The 19,795-nt window shown below is 70.1% G+C and carries 20 protein-coding genes and 1 pseudogene; 12 read left to right on the top strand and 9 right to left on the bottom strand.

Translation table 11 applies throughout. The features are described from left to right. Positions 1 to 79 precede the first annotated feature (79 nt). The 3 genes from OG730_RS04275 to OG730_RS04265 all read left to right on the top strand — a co-directional run bounded on the left by OG730_RS04275 (position 80) and on the right by OG730_RS04265 (position 2,328). Positions 80 to 262, top strand: a complete 183-nt coding sequence (locus OG730_RS04275; RefSeq protein WP_327309146.1) for a hydrophobic protein — start codon at positions 80 to 82, stop codon at positions 260 to 262. 133 nt (positions 263 to 395) lie between these two features. Continuing rightward, on the top strand, positions 396 to 749 hold the full coding sequence (locus tag OG730_RS04270) for a PRC-barrel domain-containing protein (protein ID WP_327302891.1): 354 nt from the start codon (positions 396 to 398) through the stop codon (positions 747 to 749). A gap of 358 nt (positions 750 to 1,107) precedes the next feature. Continuing rightward, positions 1,108 to 2,328, top strand: a complete 1,221-nt coding sequence (locus OG730_RS04265) for an FUSC family protein (protein WP_327302890.1) — start codon at positions 1,108 to 1,110, stop codon at positions 2,326 to 2,328. Positions 2,329 to 2,417: 89 nt separating this feature from the next. Here the strand turns inward: OG730_RS04265 and OG730_RS04260 are convergent, their stop codons facing one another. Together OG730_RS04260 and OG730_RS04255 are read right to left on the bottom strand one after the other, a co-directional pair. Beyond that, complete coding sequence (locus OG730_RS04260) at positions 2,418 to 3,872, bottom strand: catalase (protein WP_327302889.1); 1,455 nt, start codon at positions 3,870 to 3,872, stop codon at positions 2,418 to 2,420. Positions 3,873 to 4,402: 530 nt separating this feature from the next. Further along, positions 4,403 to 4,621: a hypothetical protein gene (locus OG730_RS04255; protein WP_327302888.1), complete on the bottom strand. Its 219-nt coding sequence runs from the start codon at positions 4,619 to 4,621 to the stop codon at positions 4,403 to 4,405. A 95-nt stretch (positions 4,622 to 4,716) separates the two neighbouring features. Between OG730_RS04255 and OG730_RS04250 the strand changes: the two genes are divergently transcribed. Next, positions 4,717 to 5,175 carry a DNA-3-methyladenine glycosylase family protein gene (locus OG730_RS04250; protein ID WP_442814822.1) on the top strand — a complete coding sequence of 153 codons (459 nt, stop codon included), beginning with the start codon at positions 4,717 to 4,719 and terminating at the stop codon, positions 5,173 to 5,175. A 73-nt stretch (positions 5,176 to 5,248) separates the two neighbouring features. On the opposite strand, the gene OG730_RS04245 is transcribed toward OG730_RS04250, so the two are convergent. Together OG730_RS04245 and OG730_RS04240 are read right to left on the bottom strand one after the other, a co-directional pair. Continuing rightward, complete coding sequence (locus OG730_RS04245) at positions 5,249 to 5,578, bottom strand: TfoX/Sxy family protein (RefSeq protein ID WP_327302887.1); 330 nt, start codon at positions 5,576 to 5,578, stop codon at positions 5,249 to 5,251. Positions 5,579 to 5,728: 150 nt separating this feature from the next. Then, the gene (locus OG730_RS04240; RefSeq protein ID WP_327302886.1) at positions 5,729 to 6,424 is read right to left on the bottom strand and encodes a hypothetical protein; all 696 of its coding nucleotides are present in this window, start codon (positions 6,422 to 6,424) and stop codon (positions 5,729 to 5,731) included. A gap of 116 nt (positions 6,425 to 6,540) precedes the next feature. Here OG730_RS04240 and OG730_RS04235 point away from each other — a divergent pair, with 116 nt between their 5' ends. From OG730_RS04235 to OG730_RS04200, 8 genes and pseudogenes are all read left to right on the top strand, one after another. After that, on the top strand, positions 6,541 to 7,191 hold the full coding sequence (locus tag OG730_RS04235; protein ID WP_327302885.1) for a TetR/AcrR family transcriptional regulator: 651 nt from the start codon (positions 6,541 to 6,543) through the stop codon (positions 7,189 to 7,191). Between the two features lie 575 nt (positions 7,192 to 7,766). Next, entirely contained in the window at positions 7,767 to 8,057 is a 291-nt protein-coding gene (locus OG730_RS04230) for a hypothetical protein (RefSeq protein WP_327302884.1), read from the top strand. Beyond that, complete coding sequence (locus OG730_RS04225; protein ID WP_327302883.1) at positions 8,054 to 9,019, top strand: anti-sigma factor RsbA family regulatory protein; 966 nt, start codon at positions 8,054 to 8,056, stop codon at positions 9,017 to 9,019. Before OG730_RS04230 ends, OG730_RS04225 begins: the two co-directional genes overlap by 4 nt. A gap of 417 nt (positions 9,020 to 9,436) precedes the next feature. Beyond that, positions 9,437 to 9,586, top strand: coding sequence for a hypothetical protein (locus tag OG730_RS04220; RefSeq protein ID WP_327302882.1), 150 nt, complete (start codon positions 9,437 to 9,439; stop codon positions 9,584 to 9,586). Between the two features lie 28 nt (positions 9,587 to 9,614). Then, positions 9,615 to 10,826, top strand: a complete 1,212-nt coding sequence (locus tag OG730_RS04215; protein ID WP_327302881.1) for a tRNA lysidine(34) synthetase — start codon at positions 9,615 to 9,617, stop codon at positions 10,824 to 10,826. A 91-nt stretch (positions 10,827 to 10,917) separates the two neighbouring features. Continuing rightward, positions 10,918 to 11,685: a TauD/TfdA dioxygenase family protein gene (locus tag OG730_RS04210; protein ID WP_327302880.1), complete on the top strand. Its 768-nt coding sequence runs from the start codon at positions 10,918 to 10,920 to the stop codon at positions 11,683 to 11,685. After that, positions 11,682 to 12,800, top strand: a complete 1,119-nt coding sequence (locus OG730_RS04205; protein WP_327302879.1) for a cytochrome P450 — start codon at positions 11,682 to 11,684, stop codon at positions 12,798 to 12,800. The genes OG730_RS04210 and OG730_RS04205 overlap by 4 nt, the downstream gene beginning before the upstream one ends. Positions 12,801 to 13,333: 533 nt before the next feature. Next, a pseudogene (locus OG730_RS04200) lies at positions 13,334 to 13,615 on the top strand (putative PEP-binding protein); the annotation flags it as partial. Between the two features lie 15 nt (positions 13,616 to 13,630). Here the strand turns inward: OG730_RS04200 and OG730_RS04195 are convergent. From OG730_RS04195 to OG730_RS04175, 5 genes are all read right to left on the bottom strand, one after another. Continuing rightward, positions 13,631 to 15,382, bottom strand: coding sequence for an MFS transporter (locus OG730_RS04195; protein ID WP_327302878.1), 1,752 nt, complete (start codon positions 15,380 to 15,382; stop codon positions 13,631 to 13,633). 60 nt (positions 15,383 to 15,442) lie between these two features. Continuing rightward, positions 15,443 to 15,916, bottom strand: coding sequence for a MarR family winged helix-turn-helix transcriptional regulator (locus OG730_RS04190; protein ID WP_327302877.1), 474 nt, complete (start codon positions 15,914 to 15,916; stop codon positions 15,443 to 15,445). Positions 15,917 to 15,987: 71 nt separating this feature from the next. Beyond that, positions 15,988 to 16,791 (bottom strand): hypothetical protein, encoded by an 804-nt coding sequence (locus OG730_RS04185; RefSeq protein ID WP_327302876.1) that lies wholly within the window; start codon positions 16,789 to 16,791, stop codon positions 15,988 to 15,990. After that, complete coding sequence (locus OG730_RS04180; protein WP_327302875.1) at positions 16,775 to 18,367, bottom strand: vWA domain-containing protein; 1,593 nt, start codon at positions 18,365 to 18,367, stop codon at positions 16,775 to 16,777. Before OG730_RS04180 ends, OG730_RS04185 begins: the two co-directional genes overlap by 17 nt. Next, positions 18,364 to 19,599, bottom strand: a complete 1,236-nt coding sequence (locus OG730_RS04175; RefSeq protein WP_327302874.1) for a hypothetical protein — start codon at positions 19,597 to 19,599, stop codon at positions 18,364 to 18,366. The genes OG730_RS04180 and OG730_RS04175 overlap by 4 nt, the downstream gene beginning before the upstream one ends. Between the last annotated feature and the right edge of the window lie 196 nt (positions 19,600 to 19,795).

The raw sequence follows: 19,795 nt of genomic DNA, 5'->3' as shown, positions 1-19,795 counted from the left end.
CGTGTTCCGGTACTCGAATAATCGACCGACGTTCCGCTTTCGAGTTCGTACGCATGGTCAGGCAATGGGTGGGCATGCGATGTCCCGGAGGTTGATAAACATGGTTCCCCTGCTTCTTGTTCTTCTGCTGATTCTGATTCTTGCCGGTGCGGGATTCGCGATAAAGATTCTCTGGTGGGTTGCGATAGCGGTCCTCGTACTGTGGCTGATCGGATTTGTCGCTCGCCCGAAGAGCGGCAGCGGCCGATGGTATCGCTGGTAGCCGCTCTGTAGCGGCACAGGTCAGATGTGGTGTGCCGGTGGCCTGCCTCCCCCCGCCGGGGGAGGCAGGCCACCGGCACGTCGGTGCGCGGAGACTGCGGTTTTGCGTTACCGGATGGAAGAGTTGTTTTCGCATGACTGAGAATGTGTGGGGTTACCGTGAGGCCTCCGGCCGTCTGGCCGGCGCCGATCTGACCGGATACAAGGTCGAGGCGACGGACGGTTCCATCGGCAAGGTCGACAAGCATTCCTACGAGGTCGGGTCCGCTTACATCGTGGTCGACACCGGCCCGTGGATCTTCGGCAAGGAAGTCCTGCTGCCCGCGGGCACGATCAGCCGGATCGACGCGAGCGACGAGAAGATCTTCGTGGACCGGACGAAGGAGCAGATCAAGAACGCTTCCGAGTTCGACCAGGACAAGCACCTCGGCGACGCCGACTACCACCGTCAGGTCGGCGGTTACTACGACGGGCCGCACCGTCTGTGACAGGGGCGGAGACGGATGCGGGAGGCGGGGGCGGCAACCGACCGGTTGCCGCCCCCGCCTCCCGCATCCTGATCGTTCGTGCTCCTCGACAGCGGCCGGTCAACGGGCCAGGGGGCAGCAGGCGCAGGCGGGGATGCCGTTGGATGTGGACGGGATCCGCGTCATCGTGTGCGTGAGCGACTTCGATCAGGCCACCCTCCGTCCCTCGGCGCCGCGTGTACGGCAGCTGCCGACGACCCCGGTGTACGGAGGATCGGGCCCGCCGTGATCGACGGGGCGCCCCCGGCTCCGGTGGAGGGCCGGCGACGGTGGTCAGCTCCGCGGTGATGTTTCCCGGATGCGGGGGCAGGGGCCGTACATGTCAGACGCACTTGCCCCCCTTCTGAAATTCGTCCGACGGCACCGGGAGCCCGCCGTCGTCCAGGCCGTCCGTTCGACCGCGGCGGCCGTCGTCTCCTACGTCGTCGCGCTGCGCCTCAGCAGCGAACCGGCGCCCCTCACCGCGCCGCTGACGGCGCTGCTCGTGGTTCAGGTGACGCTCTACTCGACGCTCACCACCGGCGTTCGCCGCGTCAACGCCGTCGTCGCCGGGGTCCTGATAGCGATCGGGTTCAGCGCCCTGGTAGGTCTGACCTGGTGGAGCCTCGGTCTGATCATCCTCGCCTCGCTCGTCGTGGGACGCGTCGTGCGGGCCGGCGAGTTCGTCCCCGAAGTCGCCATCAGCGCCATGCTCGTCCTCGGGGTGACCCAGGTCGCGGACACCGCATGGGACCGGGTCCTGGAGACCCTGATCGGCGCCGCGGTGGGCCTCGGCTTCAACGTCCTGTTCGTGCCGCCCGTCTGGATCCGGCCGGCCAGTGACGCGATCACCGACCTCGCAGCCCGCATCGGGACGCTGCTCGTGCACATCGGCAGCGAGTCCGGGAACGCCACCACTGTGGAGAAGGCGGCGGCCCGGCTGCACGAGGCCCGTCGGCTCGACAACGACATCTCCGATGTCGACGCCGCCCTGCGCCAGGCCGAGGACAGCCTGCGCCTGAACCCCCGCGTGCGGGAAGGCGTCCTCTTCCGTCTCGTTCTGCGCACCGGCCTCGACACCCTGGAGATCTGTGCGGTGGTGTTGCGCGTGTCCTGCCGTACGCTCACGGACCTCGCGAAGGCGCACGGTGACGAACCGGCCTTCCCTCCACCGGTGGCCGCCGCCCTCCGGGACCTGTACGGGCACACCGCCGCGGCCGTCGAGTCCTTCGCGCAACTGATCACGGCCCAGGTGACCTCCAACGCCGAGGAGGCCGAGGGCAGGCTCATCGAGGAGCTCGAAACCGCCCGGACCAGCCGCGGCCGGCTCGCCGCCCTGCTACCCGGACAGATCGACCGCCATCCCGCCGAGTGGCAGCTCTACGGGGCGCTCCTCGCCGAGGCCGACCGGGTCCTGGACGAACTGAGCGTCGAGAAGCGCTCCGAGCGGCTCTTGGAGGAGCTGGACCGCCACGCCCACGAGCGCCGCGCCCGTCACCCCCGGCTGGACCGGCTCCGGGCCCGGCTCCGCCGCCGGCGGAAGGCCGTCGTCAACTGCTGACCGCACCGGACGCCGCCGCACGGCCGAGGGCCCGAACCCCATGGGGTTCGGGCCCTCGGCCGTGCGGCCACTCCTCGCGAAGGTGTGGCTCAGAAGTGTGCGGCGATCTTGTCGCCGACCCCCTGGTCGATGGAGCGCCAGTACTGGAGGGCCCGTTCCAGGACGGGTTTGCTGACGCCGTCCGCCAGGTGTCCGGCGACGTTGGACACGAGCCGCTCGCGGGCCGCGTCGTCCATCACCTCGCGGACCAGCGTGCCCGGCTGGCCCCAGTCGTCGTCCTCGCTGCGCAGCGCGTAGGCCTCCCGGACCATCTCGCCCGCCGAGGCCCAGCCCGCGGGCTCGCCGAAGCGGGCGGTGTCGGCGGCGGGGCCGCCGTAGGAGTTGGGCGCGTACGGGCGGGCCGCGTTCGATGCCTGGAAGCGCATCGCACCGTCCTTCGCGTACGAGGACACCAGCGAGCGGGCCCGGTTGGGGGGCAGCTGGGTGTAGTTCGCGCCGACCCGGTAGCGGTGCGCGTCCGGGTAGGAGAAGAGCCGCCCGAGGAGCATCTTGTCCGGTGACGGTCCGATGCCCGGCACCAGGTTCGAGGGCTCGAAGGCGGCCTGCTCGATGTGGACGAAGTAGTCGTCCGGGTTCTTGTCGAGGGTCATCCGCCCGACCTCGATCAGCGGGTAGTCCGCGTGCGGCCACACCTTGGTCAGGTCGAACGGGTTGAACCGGTAGCCGGGCGCGTCCTCGAAGGGCATCACCTGCACGAACAGCGTCCAGCTCGGGGGCTCGCCGCCGGCGATCGCGTCGGTGAGGTCGCGGCGGTGGTAGTCGGGGTCCTCGCCGGCGATCCGGTCGGCGTCGGCCTGGGTGAGGAAGTCGATGCCCTGGTCCGTGTGGAAGTGGTATTTCACCCAGAACTTCTCGCCGGCGCCGTTGACCCACAGGTAGGTGTGGGAGCCGTAGCCGTTCATGTGCCGGTAGCTCTTGGGGATGCCGCGGTCACCCATCAGCAGGGTGACCTGGTGCGCGGACTCGGGCGACAGGGTCCAGAAGTCCCACTGCATGTCGTGGTCGCGCAGTCCGTTGTCGGGGCGGCGCTTCTGCGAGCGGATGAAGTCCTGGAACTTGCTCGGGTCGCGCACGAAGAAGACCGGGGTGTTGTTGCCGACCAGGTCGTAGTTCCCGTGTTCGGTGTAGAACTTCAGTGCGAATCCGCGCGGGTCCCGCCAAGTGTCCGGGGAGCCCTGCTCCCCCGCGACCGTCGAGAAGCGGGCCAGCATCTCCGTGCGGCGACCGGGCTGGAAGACGTCGGCCTTGGTGAAGGCGCTGACGTCGTTCGTCACCTGGAAGACGCCGTACGCCCCGGCGCCCTTCGCGTGCACCACCCGTTCGGGTACCCGTTCGCGGTTGAACTGGGCCATCTTCTCGATCAGGTAGTGGTCCTGGAGGAGGATCGGGCCGTCCGATCCCACGGTGAGGGAGTGCTCGTCGCTCTCCACCGGGATTCCGACGTTGTTCGTCGTGTACGGGGTCTGCTGCGCGTCCTGCGTCACGGGGCGTCCTCCCCAGAGGTTGGATGATCACCTTCCGGCGGGCGCCGGAAAGTATCCCCCCGCCTACCCAGTCAACGCCGACCATGCGCCCCCGGCAACGCGAGCCGCACTCGGGCCGCCGTGGCGTCCCCCGCCGCGTCCCCCGCCGTGGTGCGGGCCGCGCAGTCCCCCCGTCGCGGATGGGCCCCGGCTGGAGGCGACGGCACCACCGGCCTCCGGTGCTTGAGCCGGTCGTACGTTTTGGTCGACTGGTTGACCTGTTCGAAGGTGCGAGGTACGGCGAAGTGAAGGGCTACGACGGGCCCCGATCCCGCTCCGCAACTTCCGCCGAGGCCGCTGAATGCAGGTGGACGGGTGCTGACCTGCGCGTTTTTGGATCGGGCCGGGCGACGGAACAGGGCGTGAAGCCCGTGCGACCCCTTGGCGGCCGTCTTCCTGGGGCGGAGCGGGCGGTCTGGGCGGTGCGGCCCCTATGGGCCGGAGACGCGGTCCAGCCAGTCGCCGAGCAGCGCGCGTTCGCTGGGGGTGAGCTACGTGAGCTCGGGCAGTGCGGCGCGCAGGGTGACGGCCGCGGCGCCCGGACCGGCCGGTGCCGCGGCGGGCGCGCCGGCCAGGATGGCCGTGCGGAGCGCCTGCCAGGCGAGGTCGGCGAGGGTCATGTCGCGTTCGTCCTCGGGCTGGTCGATGAGGGTGAACACGCTGCCCGTGCCGGCCGACCGGATGAGGTCGACCGCGCGGCGCTCGGGCACGCGCAGGAGCCCGGCCCGGCCCGGGCGAGGCGGGTCACCCGTCGGCGCCGTACCGCGATGCCCGACTCCGCCGCGGCTTCTCCGAGGCCGCCGCCTTGACCGTCATCGGCAACCGCATCCGCATGACCCAGGCCGCCCACATCAAAGCCCGCCTCGCCGAGCAGTACGGCCAAGCCCTCGACGTCGCGGGCCGCCAGCTACACGCTTTCCCCGCCCCGGCCGAACTGCGGCGCATCACCGGGTTCCCCGGCCTGACCGAAGTCAAGATCGAGCGCCTGCACGCACTGGCCGACGCGGCACTCGAGGGACGCCTCGATGCCGCCCGTCTCCGCGAGCAGCCCGCCGAGTTCGCCCTCACCGACCTCAAAGAGCTGCCCGGCATCGGCCCGTTCTCCGCCGAGCTGATCCTCATCCGTGGCGCCGGACACCCCGACGTCTTCCCTATGGCGGAGCCCCGCGTCCACAAGGCCATGGCTGCCGCCTACGGCCTGGCCCCATGCGCCGCCGCCGACACCACCCGTCTCGCCAAGATCGCCGACGCCTGGCGCCCGTAACGCGGCTGGATCGCACTCCTCTGCGCGCCCACGCCCAAGACCAGCCCGTCTGAGCCGGCAGTCAGGGCCGATGTCACTTCGGTGGCAGCGTGTCCGCGAACGCCACTGACGTCGTGATCCAGTGGTCCAGCACGGCGTCCTTCGCCAGCGCCGGGCCGCTCACCGTCACCCAGCCGCGCATCGGGCGGCCGGTGAAGTCCATGGGGCGGGCCTCGGGGCGGGCGAGAGCCTGTTCGCTCCGGTCCGGACCCACACGGACGGCGACCTCCTCGCCGGACACGGCCAGGGTCATGTTGCCGTGCAGCAGGAACGCGAGCCCCCCGAACATCCGCTTCTCGGTGACGGCTGCCCGCTCACCGAGCCGCTCCCGGATCCGCTGGGCGAGCCCTTCGTCGTACGTCATGCCTCCACTGTCCTGCGGGCTACCCGAGCCCGCGCGCCGGCTTGCCGCCGACGTGCCGCTGGGGGTGGGCGCGGGGCATGTGCGCCTGCGGACTGGACGTCGGCCGATCGGTCCCGCTGGGCTCCGAGGGCCGACGTCCGGGCGTGGTGCTCAGGCGCGGGCGGCCGCGGCGGCGACGATCCAGTTCCGGAACTCGACGGCGTAGTGGCGCAGGTGGTGGTCCAGGATCTCGTCGGGGCAGGCGACGGGGAAGTAGACGGTCAGGTTCGAGGTGAAGCCTTCGGCGGTGTCGCCGAACTGGATGAGGGCCCGCCCGACGACGGTGCCGTCGGTCAGGAAGAGGTTCGAGGACATCTTGCGGGGATATTCGGACTCCGGGAGGAGCTCGGCCGCGTCCTTGGCCCAGTCCAGCGCGTCGGTGCCCCAGCCGCCCATGGAGAAGGAGGCGACGTGGGGGCCGATGTTCTCCACCACGCGCGCGCCGGTCTCGTCGGTGCCCATCGCGTAGTGCTCGGGGTGCGCCGCGAGGAGCGGCTGCTCGTCGCCGGCGAAGGCCTTGTCCATCCAGGCCAGGAACTCGGCCGAGGTGAGGCCCTTGGTGGCGAGCACGGTGGTGCCCGCCTTGAACTGGCCGTCGGAGGCGAGGGCGCTGTCGCGCAGGAAGGCGTTGCCCTCTTCGATGTCCGCCGCCAGGAGGTCGAGCAGGCCCTCGCGTCCGAGCAGGGTCCGGAAGCGGTCCACGGCGCGGCGGGCGTAGAAGAGCTCGAAGTCGTCGATGCTCCCGGCGCCGGCGGGTCCCGACTCGAGCGAGACGGTCACGGGCTGGGAAGTCTGGTTGTCGGTCATGGTGGAACCTCCGTATGATGTGAATGTGAATTCACGTTCGCTTTACGAGGTTAACCCCGGGAGTGGACCACTTGTCAAGAGAACCTGGTGAGACCGCCGCGGATACCATGCGGGACATGAACGACGAGCCGAGCCGCCCCGTGCCGCCCTACCGGGAGCCCCGGCAGGCGCGCAGCGCCGCGACACTGGCCCGCGTCCTGCAGGCAGCCGAGGACATCGCCTGCTCGGCCGGGCTGGAGGAGATGACGATGACCGGCGTCGCGGAGCGCGCCGGCGTCGCCGTCGGCACGATCTACCGCCGCTTCGAAGACAAAGAACAGCTGATCAACGCACTCGTCGACCGCATGCTGGAGCGCCGCGAGCAGTACGTGGCCGAGCGACTGCGCGCGGCCGAACCGTCACTCTCCGGCGTCATGGACGCCTACGCGCACGCGCTGCTGCAGTCCTTCGCCGACAGCAGCAACCTCTTCCCCGAACTCCTGCGTGTGCGCGGACCCAAGTCCCTGGACCGCGGAGCCCACACCATCACCGAGATCCACCGCCTCCTGATCGAAGCGGCGACTCCGTATGCCGGTGAGATCAGGCGAGCCGACCCGGAAGCGGCGCTGGACACCGTAGCGCGCTCCATCCTCGGCGCCTCCTTCCACAACACCCTGCGCCCCGACAGCGCCACCGGCGAGGCGGCCCAGCGACGTTACGCGGACGAACTCGGCGATATGGCGATCGCCTACCTGCTCAGTCCCGACCGCCGGACCGCTCACGCCTGAGTGGCTCATGCTCCCTGGCGGGGGAGCTGCAGATACGACGGGTGCTCCCCGCCGGTGTGGACGACGTGCCTGTCGCGGTTGTGAGGGAGGTAGTCGACCGCCACGGCACGCCCTTGCAGCAGTTCACCGTTCCCCACCACGGGGCGCTGATGCAGGACCGGCGCAGGTCCTCGGTGTGCTGGAACTCCGTCGCATGGTCCATCAAGATCCGGGCTTCTCCGGTGTGCGAACCCGGGTCCCAGGCCGGGCTGACACCGCAGATCACCAGCGCCCACGAACGGTCACGCAGTGCATACGGGCCGCTCGCCACACCCGTCCACGCGCCCTGGGCTGGTCCTTCATGTGCTCCGTGGGGTCTGCCTCCGAAGTCGGCCCACGACTGATCTTTCGTGGACCGGGCAGTCGCCATGGTGTGAGACGTCCCGCGCCCGGTCATCCTCCGGCCGGTTTCATGATCCCCGGCGCGATCATGGTGTGCGCGTTCCATCGATCGCTGGGGGGCCCGCCTGCGGTGGAGCGGGTGGCGTGCGTGCGTCCGCAGGAGGTGGGCAGACGGGGGTGCATCCGTCTCTCGGATGTTCAGCAAGGGCACGGACGAGTGGAGCGTGGACGGTGTGATCGACTCGGAGGGTGCGGAGGTGTCCAACGCCGCGGCGAGGGCCGCGCTCGTGCACGCACCGGCCGCGACGCTTCGGTGCGATGCCCTGGCGATGATCGAAGCCGCCGATGTGCACGCCCTCGTCGCTGCGGCCCGCCACCACCCGGACCGGCGGATCTTCGCAGACGGTGCGAACGAGACCGTGCGCCTGTGCTGGGAACGCGCGGGATATGAGGCTGCCGGGGCACCGGCTGTGATGGCGCCATGACCACGACGCTGCTGCCTCCGACTCCGCCTGGCCCGGAAGGAGCCTCCTTCCGGCACGAGCTCTACCCCTACCGCGGCGACGAGGAATTCCTCTCAGGGACGCTGGCCTTCATCCACGAAGCCCTGGACGGCGGTGAGGCAGTGGTCGTCGCAGTCCCTTCCGACAAGACGTCGCTCCTGCGCGACGAGCTCGGGGGTGAGGCCGCCGTCACCTTCGTCGACACGACCACGGCCGGACCCAACCCCGGCCGGCTCGTCGCCGCCTGGGCGTCCTGGATGAAGGAACGCGGCGAGGGGAACCGCCCCGTGCGGGGCATCGGAGAGACCGCCTGGCGCCAGGCCCGCAACCCCGCGCACCTCGGGGAGCTGCGCTATCACGAATGGCTGCTGAACCGGGCTTTCGCGCGCAGCTCCACCTGGTCGATGCTGTGTCCCTACGACGACGCCGGCCAGGACCCGGAGGCCCTGGCCGCCATGTCCCGCTGCCATCCACTGATCCGACAGGGCGGGCAGCACACGACCAACGACGGCTACCTCGCCGACGTGGACTACCCGTTCGAGGTCCTGGCCGCTCCCTGCGATCCGTTCCAGGAGCTGAGTTACACGCGCGGCGACCTGGCCACGATTCGCGCCAAGGTCTCTCAATGCGCCTCCGATGCCGGCGTGCCCGAGGACAGGCTGGCTCAACTCGCGGTCGCCGTCACGGAGATCGCGACGAACAGCATCCGCCACGGCGGGGGACACGGAACTCTGCGCACCTGGACCCAGGGCGCCACGTTCCTCTGCGAGTTCCGCGACGACGGCCACATCAGCGACGTCATGGCCGGACGTACCCGTCCAACCGAAGGCCAGATCGGTGGCCGCGGGCTTTGGCTGGCCCACCAGCTCTGCGACCTCGTCGAGATCCGCTCCACCCACGACCAGGGCACGACCGTCCGCCTCCACATGGACACAGATCGGTAGCATCACCACGGGACCGGCTCAGGCCCGCCCCGGACCCGGGGTCCGCCCGGTGTCGCAGCCCCTCGCCGCGTGAGCGGCGTACACCCTTCTCCAGTGCCCCCACCAGCCGGGTTGAAGTCGTGGTGGGCCGAGTTCAGGTCCACGGCCCCGCGGCGCTCGAAACGCGACGCTCACGAGACGCCGCAGAGAACGAATTCCTGCCGCGTGAACCTGAGGGATGTCCCTCCGGAAGCCCTGAGGTGTCAATGCCCCTCGCGGCAACTCTGCTATCCCTGTGGAACATGCGCCCCACTGGGTTGCCGAAAAGAAAATCAGCCGATTTTTGTGGCCCGTCATGATCCTCGTAATTCGGTGCTACGGTGAGCCCCGGCTCACGGAGGGCCTGAATGTCGACCACCCCTGGAGGCGTCAATGTTCATGGAACTCGTTGATCGTATGGAAACCAAGGACGACCTCCGAGCAGAAGACGTCGTCTTCGCCACACTGCCTTCCCTCGGAATGGACCGGATGACCGCGGAGGGCGTCGAATTCGTCCTCTGCACCTCCGCGCTCACCGCCCAGGTCTGACCCCGGACCCTGACTGAGGAGCGGTTGCGTGTCGCGACATTTGCCCGTCCATCTCGAGGACGTACTCGGCACCCGCACCCTGGAGCTTGCGGACTTGACGATCGGTGAGCTGCTCGCCGCCAACCGTCTCCCGGAGACCATGTTCCAGCCCTACGTGGTCAGGGGGGCCACCACGACACCGGTCCCGCTGACGACACGGCTGGACGACCTTCCCGAAGACGCCGAACGCCTGATCGTGCGGGCCATCCGCAACACGCTGTTCCCCACCGTGCTGCCCACGGGCCGGGAACCCCTGGCACCCGCCGGCCCGCCGGGCTCGGGCATCGGCTTCCGGTCAGTGCGCACGGCGCCGGACGGATCGGCACACGAAGTCCACGCGGTGGTGGGGCAGGACGAGGCCCGGAGCATCGTCGCCTCGCAGGTGGCCGAATTCGAGGAGAAGTACGCGATTTCCGCCGGCGGCTGCGTATTCGGCATATCCGGGGGTGGCGACAGCAACGCACTGGCTTACGGGCTGGCCAATTCCGTTCCGCGGGACCGTCTTGTAGCCTTCACCCTGGTATTCGGAGCTGTATTCTCTCCGGAGGCCGCGGTCCGGGCGGGAGTGCTGTGCCAGGACCTCGGAATTGACCACCGCGTTCTGCAACCCGATGACATAGGGGAACTGCTCGGCGTCAGAACGTCCATGGACGCGCTCTACAAGGATTTCAGCGACACCTTCTCACACGAGGCGCTGCACTTCTTCGGGACCTTCCTGATCCTTCGCACGGCACGGAAACTCGCCGACGAGCAGGGTCTGCGCGACCTGGCATTCGGATACAACCGCGAGGACCTGCTGGCCGAGGCCATGTTCATGGTGATGAACGGCCGGCGTCCGCTTTCCTACCCGGTCCGCACTGTCGGCAGGCACCGCGTGGTGATGCCCGTATGGAAGGCACCGAAGCTGCTGCTCGACGCCTGCCACCCGAATTTCAGCCTGGAGAACTACCGGGAGCGCGATCCCCACACCACCCGTCAGCGGAGCCTCGCGTTCTTCCTCGCGCACGCCATGGACTCGGCCTATCCCTCCTTCGGGCTCAGCATGCTGACCGGGATGTCACAGGCGTTCGACGGGGCCTGGGGCGAGGTCACCCACCACGAGGACCTCGACGTGTTCGTCACCGAGCAGGCCAGCACGCGAAGCATCGAACAGGTTCGAGGGCTCCTGTCCCGACACTTCGGGCAAGGGGCCGTGAACTGAGATGCCACCTTTGCCCGTCCCGGACCTGCCCGTTCCAGCTCGCTGGGCGTGGACTCTGGACGACTGGCCCGCACGGTTACCGTCACAGCTGGTGGATGGGCTGGAGACCGCCCGTTGCTCGGGACGGCTCGACGAGCTGCGTCGCGCCGACGGACAGTACCCGGACTTCACCGCCACGCTGCGCGCGGCGCTGGCCGGACCCGCGCGGAGCGTCACGCTGAGCTTCTCCGAACCCCGGTGGACACTCGCCGTGGTATCGACCGTCGGCGCCCTGCTCGGGCATGTCGGGCACCCGGCCGACCCCACGCTCGGCGGCTCGGTCTCCGAGGTACCGACCGGCGGGTCAGACCGCTACGAGCAGAACTGGCACACCGACAGCACCCCCTGGGCCACGCCCAATCGGTGGACCGTCCTCGGCCTGCTGCGTGCGGACCCTGCCCTGCGCGAGCCTGCGACCGGCGTGTTGCCGTGGGACGAGGTCGACGCGGCATGGCCCGGTGCGGCCGAGGCACTGGGAGTCCTTCGACACCACGAGGTCGCATGGCGCCTGCGCTACCCCGGACTGGCCCAGCTCCACGCTCCGGTGCGGGGCGCCGTACCGCGCTGGTTCCGCCCCGCGCTGGACGAAGTGATCGACCACGGTCCGCCCGCCGTATCCCTCGCCTGCCGGTCGCTGGAACGCGCGGTGGGCGGGGCGACGTGCTGGTACGAGGCAGTGGTCGCCCCCTCCCGGGTGCTCGTCTTCGACAACCACTCAGCCTTGCACCGCGGCCCCGCCATCAAGGAACCCAGCACCCGTACGCTGCTGCGCTTCAAGGCCGGCGGGTCCCCCAGCCCGCGTGCGGTAGGACCCGTATGAGCCCCGGCCTCCTCTTCCCGGGTCTGTCGCTGGCGCAGCGGCCCGAGCTCTTCGAGGCGATCAGGACTCACGGCACGGCGTCCGCGCGACCGGTATCGCCGTGCGCCTTCGGCGGCGAGAGCGGCTGGCTGGTCTCAGACCTGCCCACCGCCCGCGACCTGTTGACCTCGTCCGCCGGGCAGAAGTCGAGGCCCGCGGATTCCCAACGGCTGCTGGGCGGCGTCGGCGTCCTGCACGCCGACCGGGTACGCGGCGTCAAACGCCGCCTCATCACCGCCATGGGACAGGAGGCCCGGCAGCGGCACTTGCTGGCCGAACATCTCACGGCAGCGCTCCGCGGGCGGGAGCCACCGGGACCGGGGCCTCTGACCGAAGCCTTGTCCGCCTCCCTGCTCGCCCAGCTCACCGGGCAGAGGCCGGGTGCGGTGGACGGCGGACGGCTCCGGGAGCTCGTACGGACGAGCTGGGCACGGCTGGAACGGCCTGCCGGGCCGGCCGCTCACGGCCCCGGTGGCCCCGGTGGCCCCCAGGACGACCTCGCGTCCTTCGTTCACGCGCTGGTCGAGACCTCGGGCTCCGGCTTCACCCGGCACCTGCGCGACGAGGGCTGGACCATGCCCCGCATCACCGAGGAGCTCCGGGCCATGGTCCTGGCGGGCTGGGGCAGTACGACGGCGGCGGTCCTGAGCGCCGTCTCCCTGGGGGTCGGCCCGCAGTGCACCCGCCCGGCCCTCGACGAGGTCCTCAGGATGTACCCACCGAGCTTCATGATCGCCAGGCGGATCGTGGAGCCGCGCCGGGCCCTCCCCTTTGCCGCGGGGGACCTCGTCCTCGTCAGCCCCTGGCTCATCCACCGGAACAGGCGGGCCTGGGCCCGGCCCGAGGAGTACATCCCGCACCGATGGCAGACGACGCCGGGGCCACACTGGTTCCTGCCGTTCGGCCTCGGACCGCGCAGGTGCCCGGCCGCCACCTTCGCCCGTGCGCAGATCGCCGTGGCCGTGGAATTGTACGGAGACCGCTTCCCGCCGCCAGTGTCCCGCCGACTGGCCCTGGTCGAGTCACGCAGCCCCGCACTGGTCCCGAGCTGGTACGAGGTCCTGCCCTCCCCGTAGAGGGCAGTATCGGGGCAAGCTACCCAGGAGCGGGAAAGCCTCCACCCGGACGAGGAGCGGGCGTCGGCCGGTACGAGCGCACACTGTTCGAGGCCTGGGGGGCTCCCCGCTTCCACGTGGACCGCGTCACCGGCCCGGGCCGGGAGGTCTCCGACTGAGGCCACGCGGCCCGGCCGGGGTGTGCCTGGACGCACGGCCGCCGCCCCCCAAGGCGGTGGCCGTGCGCAGGGGGGACGCGGTAGCGCCGCTGTCGCGTCCCCGCAGGTGTCCTCCGCGTCTACGGAGCCGGTGACCGGCACTCCGTCTCGAACGCGCGCAGGACGGAGGTCGGCGTTCTGCGCGTCGGCGTTCTGCGATAGGGCTCCGGCCCGGCCTCGGTAATCCGTTCCGGCTCGGGGACTGGGAGCCCGGGAAGAGCGGCACCTCGCGCGGGCTGCACCGCGCCGGGACCACTTCCCACTGGGAGCATAGGACCAGGGCTCGAGGAGGGGAAGAACGACCGTTCCGCCGGCCGCGACAAGATCAGGTCGGCTGCCTACCTCGACAAGGGAATCTTCGAGACCTCCCCGTTCGAGACGATCGACCGGGAAGGAGTCGGACGCCTGGTGGAGATCGCGGTCCGTGAAGGGCGTGCGGCCCGACCCGACCTCAAGATCGGCGTGTGCGGGGAACACGGCGGTGACCCCAGCTCCGTGCACTTCTTCCACGAGGCCGGACTCGATTACGTATCCTGCTCGCCGTTCCGCGTCCCCGTCGCCCGCCTGGAGGCCGGCCGTGCGGCCCTGCCGGCACGGTCTGCGGACGCGACGAAGTGACACTACGTGCTGCTCTCACACAGGCGGAAGCCGGTGACCGGGTCGGGCCTGATCCGGATCGGACGGCGCAGGCTCGGCGGTGTGGGGGGCGTTCATGTCGAGCAGGAGCATGGCGTCGTGGTCAGGGGTGCCGGGTTCGATGGAGCACCTGGCCCTGTGGGACGGCACCGCCCCCGACAGCCGGGCGCCCTCGGGGTTGCGTCGTACGCCGACTGCGGCGAGGGCGGCTCCGATGACGCACAGGGCGCCGGTGACGAGCGCGGCGGTGTGCACTCCGTTGATGAAGGCCTGGCCGCTGCCCTCGATCACCGCTGCCTTCAGTTGCGCCGGCATGTCGCCGGAGACGGGTGAGATGCCCATCGCCACCGCGTCCTTGGCCTCGTGCAGGCCCTCGGCCATGGGCGCGGGTACTCCGGCGGTGGTGAGTTCGGTGGTCAGGGTCGAGTTGACCCGGCTGCTGATCAGGGACACGAGTACGGAGGTGCCCAGCGCGCCGCCGATCTGGAGTGCGGTGGCCTGGAGGCCGCCCGCGACACCGGCGTCCTTGACGGGGGAGTTGCCCACGATGGCGTCGGAGGAGGCGGCCATGACCATGCCCACGCCGAGACCCAGCGCGATGAAGGGCGGCCACATCGCGACGTACGGCGAGTCCACGCCCCATGCGAGTACGCCGAAGGCGGCGCCGCCTTGCAGCACCATGCCGAGCGGCATGGACAGCCCGGCGCCGTACTTCTCGGTGAGCTTCGCGCCCAGCGGTGAGGCGATCACGGAGGCCAGGCTCAGCGGCAGGGTGCGCACGCCCGCTTCGACGGGGGTGAAGCCGCGTACGTTCTGCAGGTACAGCATCACGAAGAAGATCACGCCGAGCAGGACGAAGAAGTTGATCGCCGTGATGATCGTGCCGACGGTCAGCGCGCGGTTGCGGAACAGCCGCATGGGCAGCAGCGGGTGCTCCACCCGCGTCTCGTACCAGCCGAACACCAGGAGGATCGCGAGTCCGGCGGCGAGCGCGCCCAGCGTCGGGCCGGAACTCCAGCCCCACGTCTCGCCCTTGACCACACCGAACACGACGACGAGCAGTCCGACCGCGAGCAGGATCACACCGGGGACGTCGAAGCGCTGGTCGCCGGAGGCGGAGGCGTTCTTGCTCTGCGGCAGGACGAGTGCGCTGAAGACGAGCGCGACGACGCCGATCGGAGCGTTGATGTAGAAGACGGACTCCCAGTTGACGTGCTCGACGAGCAGGCCGCCGACGATGGGGCCGAGCGCGGTGGACACCGACGACACCATCGCCCAGATGCCCACGGCCATGCCGAACTTCTTCGGCGGGAACACCGCGCGCAGCAGTCCGAGCGTGTTGGGCATCAGCAGTGCGCCGAAGAAGCCCTGTACGGCGCGGAAGGCGATGACGCCCTCGATCGAACCGGCCAGGCCGATGGCGACCGACGCGAGCGTGAAACCGACGACGCCGACCAGGTAGAAGGTGCGCCGGCCGAAGCGGTCACCGAGCTTCCCGCCGAGGATCAGGGCTGCGGCCAGGGCCAGCAGGTAGGAGTTGGTGACCCATTGCAGGTCGGCGGTGGAGGCGTTCAGGTCCCGGCCGATCTCCGGGTTGGCGATCGCGACGACGGAGCCGTCCAGACCGACCATGAACAGGCCGAAGGCTACGGCGACGAGCGTCAGCCAGGGATTGGCGCGGCGGCCCACCGGAGCGGCGGGGCGGATGTGTGCGGGCAGGGGAGAGCTGTCCACGGCGGTGGAGGACATGGAGGTGCCTTGCTTCCTCGTACGGATGGAGGTCGACGGGACGCGCGTACGCGTGCGCCGTCAGTGGGCGGCGGGGTGAATGTGCCGCGCCAAGCCCCGCAGCGCGCCGAGCACGGACCCGATGGCGTCGAGATCCCCGTCGGTGAGGGTGTGCAGCGCCTCGACGAGGTATCCGTCCAGGAGGCTCCCGACCTCGTCGAGCCGCTGCCGGGCCTCGGCCGTCAGGTGCAGATGCGCGACCCGCTTGTCCGCGGGGTCCTGCCTGCGCTCCAGCAGCCCCTGGCCCGCGAGCTGGGTGACCAGGGCGCTCACGTTGTTCGGCTTCATCAGCAGGACTTCGGCGGCCTCGCGCACCGTGACACCGGCACGCTCGCCGACGAGCCGCAGGAGCGCCAGCTGGCTCTCGGGCGGCTTGGGGTGCGGGAAGTCCTGGGCGAGACGCCGGTCGAGTGCCCGGTTCAGCGCGGGCAGGACGGCCGACATCGCTGACGCGATCTGCCGGATGTCCTGCTCGGACGCGCTGGGGGTGGCCATACGGGCAATATAAGTATGACGAGATACCTATGTCAACATACTTAATGGCGCAGGCGGCGTGACGGCCCCGGTCAGCGGAAGATCGCCATGGCCTGGACTTCGAGAACCCCCTCCTCGGCGTTCCAGTCCTGGACCTTGCCCAGGCAGCGCGCGGAGAAGGTGCCCTTCGGCACCTCGGTGCGCAGCCCCTCCGCCGCACAGGTGACGCGGACCCGCGGTCCGCGTGCGGGGTCCTCGGGATCGCCGTAGGGGGCGAGGAAGACCGTGCCCTCCGGGGTGTCGCCGATCTTGCGGAACCGGCCCCGGATGAGAACGAAGTCCTCGATGTCACGCAGCCGTACGTCCGGGTGCGCCGGTCCGGGACGCGCGGTCCGGGCCTCGGGAGCCCTGGCTCCGGGAGCCGCTGCGAGTGCCTTGGTCAGGGCTTTGTTGCGCAGGACCGTCTGGTTGACGAGATCGACGTGGACGATCACGTCCTTCTCCTCCAGCACGTCCATGACCAGGCCGATCACCGATATGGGCTCGGCGACCTCCAGGTACCTGCTGACGATCTCGCGGTTCTCCCGCCGGCCCGCGTCCGCTCCGACCCCGAAGACCCTCGTCCGGACCACCCCGTCCTTGCTGTCGCTGGTCCGCTGCTCGACCTCTCGGCGCAGCGCCGCCGCGTACCCGCGCATCTGGTAGTGGTCCATGACCGACTTGTCGTGCAGATAGAAGCAGATGCTGTACGTGAGGTTCTGCCCGGCGGAGCGGCCGCCGCGGGTGAACCAGTACACGGCGAGCGCCACGAGGGTCAACGCGCAGCCCGCCGTCAGCAGCCACAGGAGCATCCAAGGCCACCAGACCGCCCACCACTCCTCACTCAGTACAGCCACGGGTCTCCTTGAACGCGCTCAGTAGGGACTGGGCGATGGCGTCGACCATGCGTCCGCCGGTGGCTCGCGCCGCCCGGTCGAGTTCCCGCGGGTCGGCGTCACCGTAGCGAACGGTGTACGTGTGGACGGCCTGCGCCGCGGGGGGCAGCGCGCGGTACCGTTCGAGGAAGGCGTCGAGCCCGATCCCGGCGTTGTTCTCGCCGTCCGTCATGAGGACGATCGAGGCCCCCTGTCCGGGGAACGCCCGTACGAGCTCGCCCACTTGCCCGTAGGCGCGGTCGAGGGCGGACCAGACGGCCGTGTCCTCGCCGAAGCCGTCGGAGGCCACCGACGCCCGCAGCAGGTCCAGATCCGCCTGTGTGCGGTAGGTGATCGTCCGCTCGTCGAGCACCCGGCCGGCGAAGCGGATCAGCGTGAACGACTCGCCCCGGTGGAACCGGAGGAACTTGCCCGAACGAGAGCCGTCCTCGCCACCGAGCCCGGCGAAGGTGGCGCGCAGTGCGGCGATGCGCTCACCCTTCATCGACGTGGAGAAGTCGAGGACGAGGAAAACCCGGGCAGGGGCTGTGTTCTTGGCGTTGTCGTAGTCGGACAGCAACCGGTCGAGCACCTCCTGCCGGTCGGGGAAGTAGAGGGCGTTGCCGATGGGCGGACGCAGGGACGCGATCCGGGTCATGGCCGGGTCGACGGGCCGGCGCAGGGTCCGTTCCATGATCTTCTTCTGTACCCGTCCGCTCTTCAGCCAGTCCACGAGCCGGTCGTACGCGGCCCGCTTCGCCGGATCAAGGAGCAGGAGGGGGTAGTCGGCGAGCACCATGCCGTCCTTCGGGTGGACGATCTCCAGCGGCTCGCGCAGCCGCCCGCCGGCGTTGAGTGCCAAAAGCTCGGACTCGTAGGTGACCAGCGCGTCCAACTCGCCCTGCCGCCTCGCGAATCCGTCGGCCAGGGCAGTCGAGGAGTCCTCCGTGAGCAGGTGCCCGGTAAAGAATCCGTTCAGCCGATCGCAGGAGACGTCCTCGGGCCTCAGGGCGGCGCCGGTTCCCGCGGCGGCGGTCGCGACGCCGACCAGCGCGGCCAGGCCGCTGTCGGTGTGCCGGGGGTCGGCCATGCCGAAGGCCAGGGAGCCGTCGGCGGCAGCGTCGGCCACGTCGGCCCAGGAGATCTGGCCGTCGGGAGCACGCCCGCGCAGCCGGTCCGCGGCGGCCGGCTTGAGCCCGATCACCACCGGGGACCGCATGATGCTGGTGCTGAGCGGGCTCTCGGTACGGATGCCGGCGGCCTTCAGCCTCAGCTGGAGGGGGCGGTCGGAGGAGAGCCAGGCGAGGTCGTGCTCGTAGTGGCCTGCGCCGAGCTCCCGGGTCGCGTCTTCCGTACCCCGGTAGTCCATCTTCAGCGTGATCCCCGTGTCACGGCGGAGGTCGTCCAGCAGGGACCGCATGTCTTCGAGTTCCGAGCTGGCCAGCACCCGTAAGGTGACCGGCTCGTCCCCACCCGTGGAGCAGGCCGTCGCCGCGAAGAGCCAGAGGAAGGCCAGGCACGGCGCGAGCAGCCCGGCCGTCCGGCGGCGGCCCCTCACTCGGGGGCCCCGCCCGACACGTCGATGTCCGGACATTCGCCGATCAGGGAGATCATCCGCTCCAGGTACCGGATGCGGGGCAGGGGGGACCGGGTGTCGTTGCCGCCCACCGAGGGCACGGGGATGCGGCGCTCCTCCAGGAAGTGCGTGAGCTGGTCGCCCGCGACCTTGCCCGCCGGGTCGAGGATCCTGAAGCCCAGCTCCATCGCGCGGCGGCGCAACCCCGAGTCGTGGGTGAGGAGTTCGCCGAGCCGGTCGCCGTCCCGGTTCAGTGCGATGAACTCCGGCTGGGTGACGAACTGGGTGGAGGGGTAGAGCAGCACCCGCTGCGTGTCCAGCCGCTTCGACTCGGCCTGCACCTGCGCCTGATAGGTGAGGTACTGGTGCTCGTACGCCACGACGAGCGGGGCGATCCCCTTGCCTTCCGGGGAGATGTACGTACGGAACACGTCGTCGGCCGGCAGTCCCTGCTCCATCAGGTGCTTGATGGACCGGGCGCGGTCGTCGGCCTCCTGGTCGGTCGCGGGTACCTCGCTGCCGTTTCCGCGCCAGGTGTAGGAGACCAACGCCAGGTAGGTTGCGGCCGAGTTGGAATTGCAGACGTCCGGGGACTGGACCACGATCCGGTTGGCGTTGGCTATCCCCTGCGCCTGGATGCCCAGGTCGTTCCAGCGCCGCTCCTTGTCGATCGCGGCGAGGAACTTGGCCATGTCGAGCTCGTAGTAGAGCGGCTGGTCCGGGCCGGCCGCGGCGGAGGAGCCCGGTTGCGGAGTGGCGATCCCCGCGTCGCGCAGGGTCTGCGCGTACTCGCGATACGTGGCGAGCACGATGGGGCTGACGAAGGGCCGGTGCACCTTGGCGTACTTGTTCTCCGCCGCGCGCCGGTTCGTGATCAAGTCGCCGGCCGGCTGACCGGAGGGGAAGACGAAGTCGTACGCGGACAGATCGCGGACCGCGACCTCCCGCGATCCGGCGCTCGTGATGTGCAGTCGCATGTGATGCCTCATCAAAATGCGCTGGACTTCCGGGTCCTCGAAGAAATCCCGCTTGGAGGCCATCCTGCCCTCCAGGGTGACGATGCGCTCGGTGGGCAGGGCAGCGTTCCCCGACTGGGCCAGCACCGCGCCGCCGACCAGCACGACCGCCAGCGCGGGCAGCAGGACCGCCAGCAGCCCGCGTCTGGGCCACCGGGAGGACACCGGACGCCCGACGACCAGGCGTGGCTCTTCCACGACCCTTGTCTCCCCGCCCACCCGACACTCCCCCTTGGCGCCCGCTCCCCGTACCGCCCGGGGAGCGTACCCGCGAGTTCCGCCACCTGAAGCCGGGTTCGCCAACAATTCGCTTGCCAACTTGCCCAGTTGGCAGGCCGCCCTGCCGGCATCGCGACGGACGGCGATCGGGGGGAAGCCGGTCCGGCCGTCAGTG

This window comes from Streptomyces sp. NBC_01298 (genome assembly GCF_035978755.1).
Taxonomy (GTDB): Bacteria; Actinomycetota; Actinomycetes; order Streptomycetales; family Streptomycetaceae; genus Streptomyces.
The sequence above is the reverse complement of the archived record's forward strand: the minus strand, read 5'-3'. Positions and strand labels throughout refer to the sequence as shown.

Bases quoted from the DNA above. Each gene is read 5' to 3' on its own strand.
- OG730_RS04195 (WP_327302878.1), bottom strand. From the start codon at position 15,382: ATGTCCTCCACCGCCGTGGACAGCTCTCCCCTGCCCGCACACATCCGC.
- OG730_RS04270 (WP_327302891.1), top strand. From the start codon at position 396: ATGACTGAGAATGTGTGGGGTTACCGTGAGGCCTCCGGCCGTCTGGCC.
- OG730_RS04265 (WP_327302890.1), top strand. From the start codon at position 1,108: ATGTCAGACGCACTTGCCCCCCTTCTGAAATTCGTCCGACGGCACCGG.
- OG730_RS04240 (WP_327302886.1), bottom strand. From the start codon at position 6,424: ATGACCGACAACCAGACTTCCCAGCCCGTGACCGTCTCGCTCGAGTCG.
- OG730_RS04205 (WP_327302879.1), top strand. From the start codon at position 11,682: ATGAGCCCCGGCCTCCTCTTCCCGGGTCTGTCGCTGGCGCAGCGGCCC.
- OG730_RS04245 (WP_327302887.1), bottom strand. From the start codon at position 5,578: ATGACGTACGACGAAGGGCTCGCCCAGCGGATCCGGGAGCGGCTCGGT.
- OG730_RS04230 (WP_327302884.1), top strand. From the start codon at position 7,767: ATGTTCAGCAAGGGCACGGACGAGTGGAGCGTGGACGGTGTGATCGAC.
- OG730_RS04225 (WP_327302883.1), top strand. From the start codon at position 8,054: ATGACCACGACGCTGCTGCCTCCGACTCCGCCTGGCCCGGAAGGAGCC.
- OG730_RS04275 (WP_327309146.1), top strand. From the start codon at position 80: ATGTCCCGGAGGTTGATAAACATGGTTCCCCTGCTTCTTGTTCTTCTG.
- OG730_RS04235 (WP_327302885.1), top strand. From the start codon at position 6,541: ATGAACGACGAGCCGAGCCGCCCCGTGCCGCCCTACCGGGAGCCCCGG.
- OG730_RS04190 (WP_327302877.1), bottom strand. From the start codon at position 15,916: ATGGCCACCCCCAGCGCGTCCGAGCAGGACATCCGGCAGATCGCGTCA.
- OG730_RS04220 (WP_327302882.1), top strand. From the start codon at position 9,437: ATGGAACTCGTTGATCGTATGGAAACCAAGGACGACCTCCGAGCAGAA.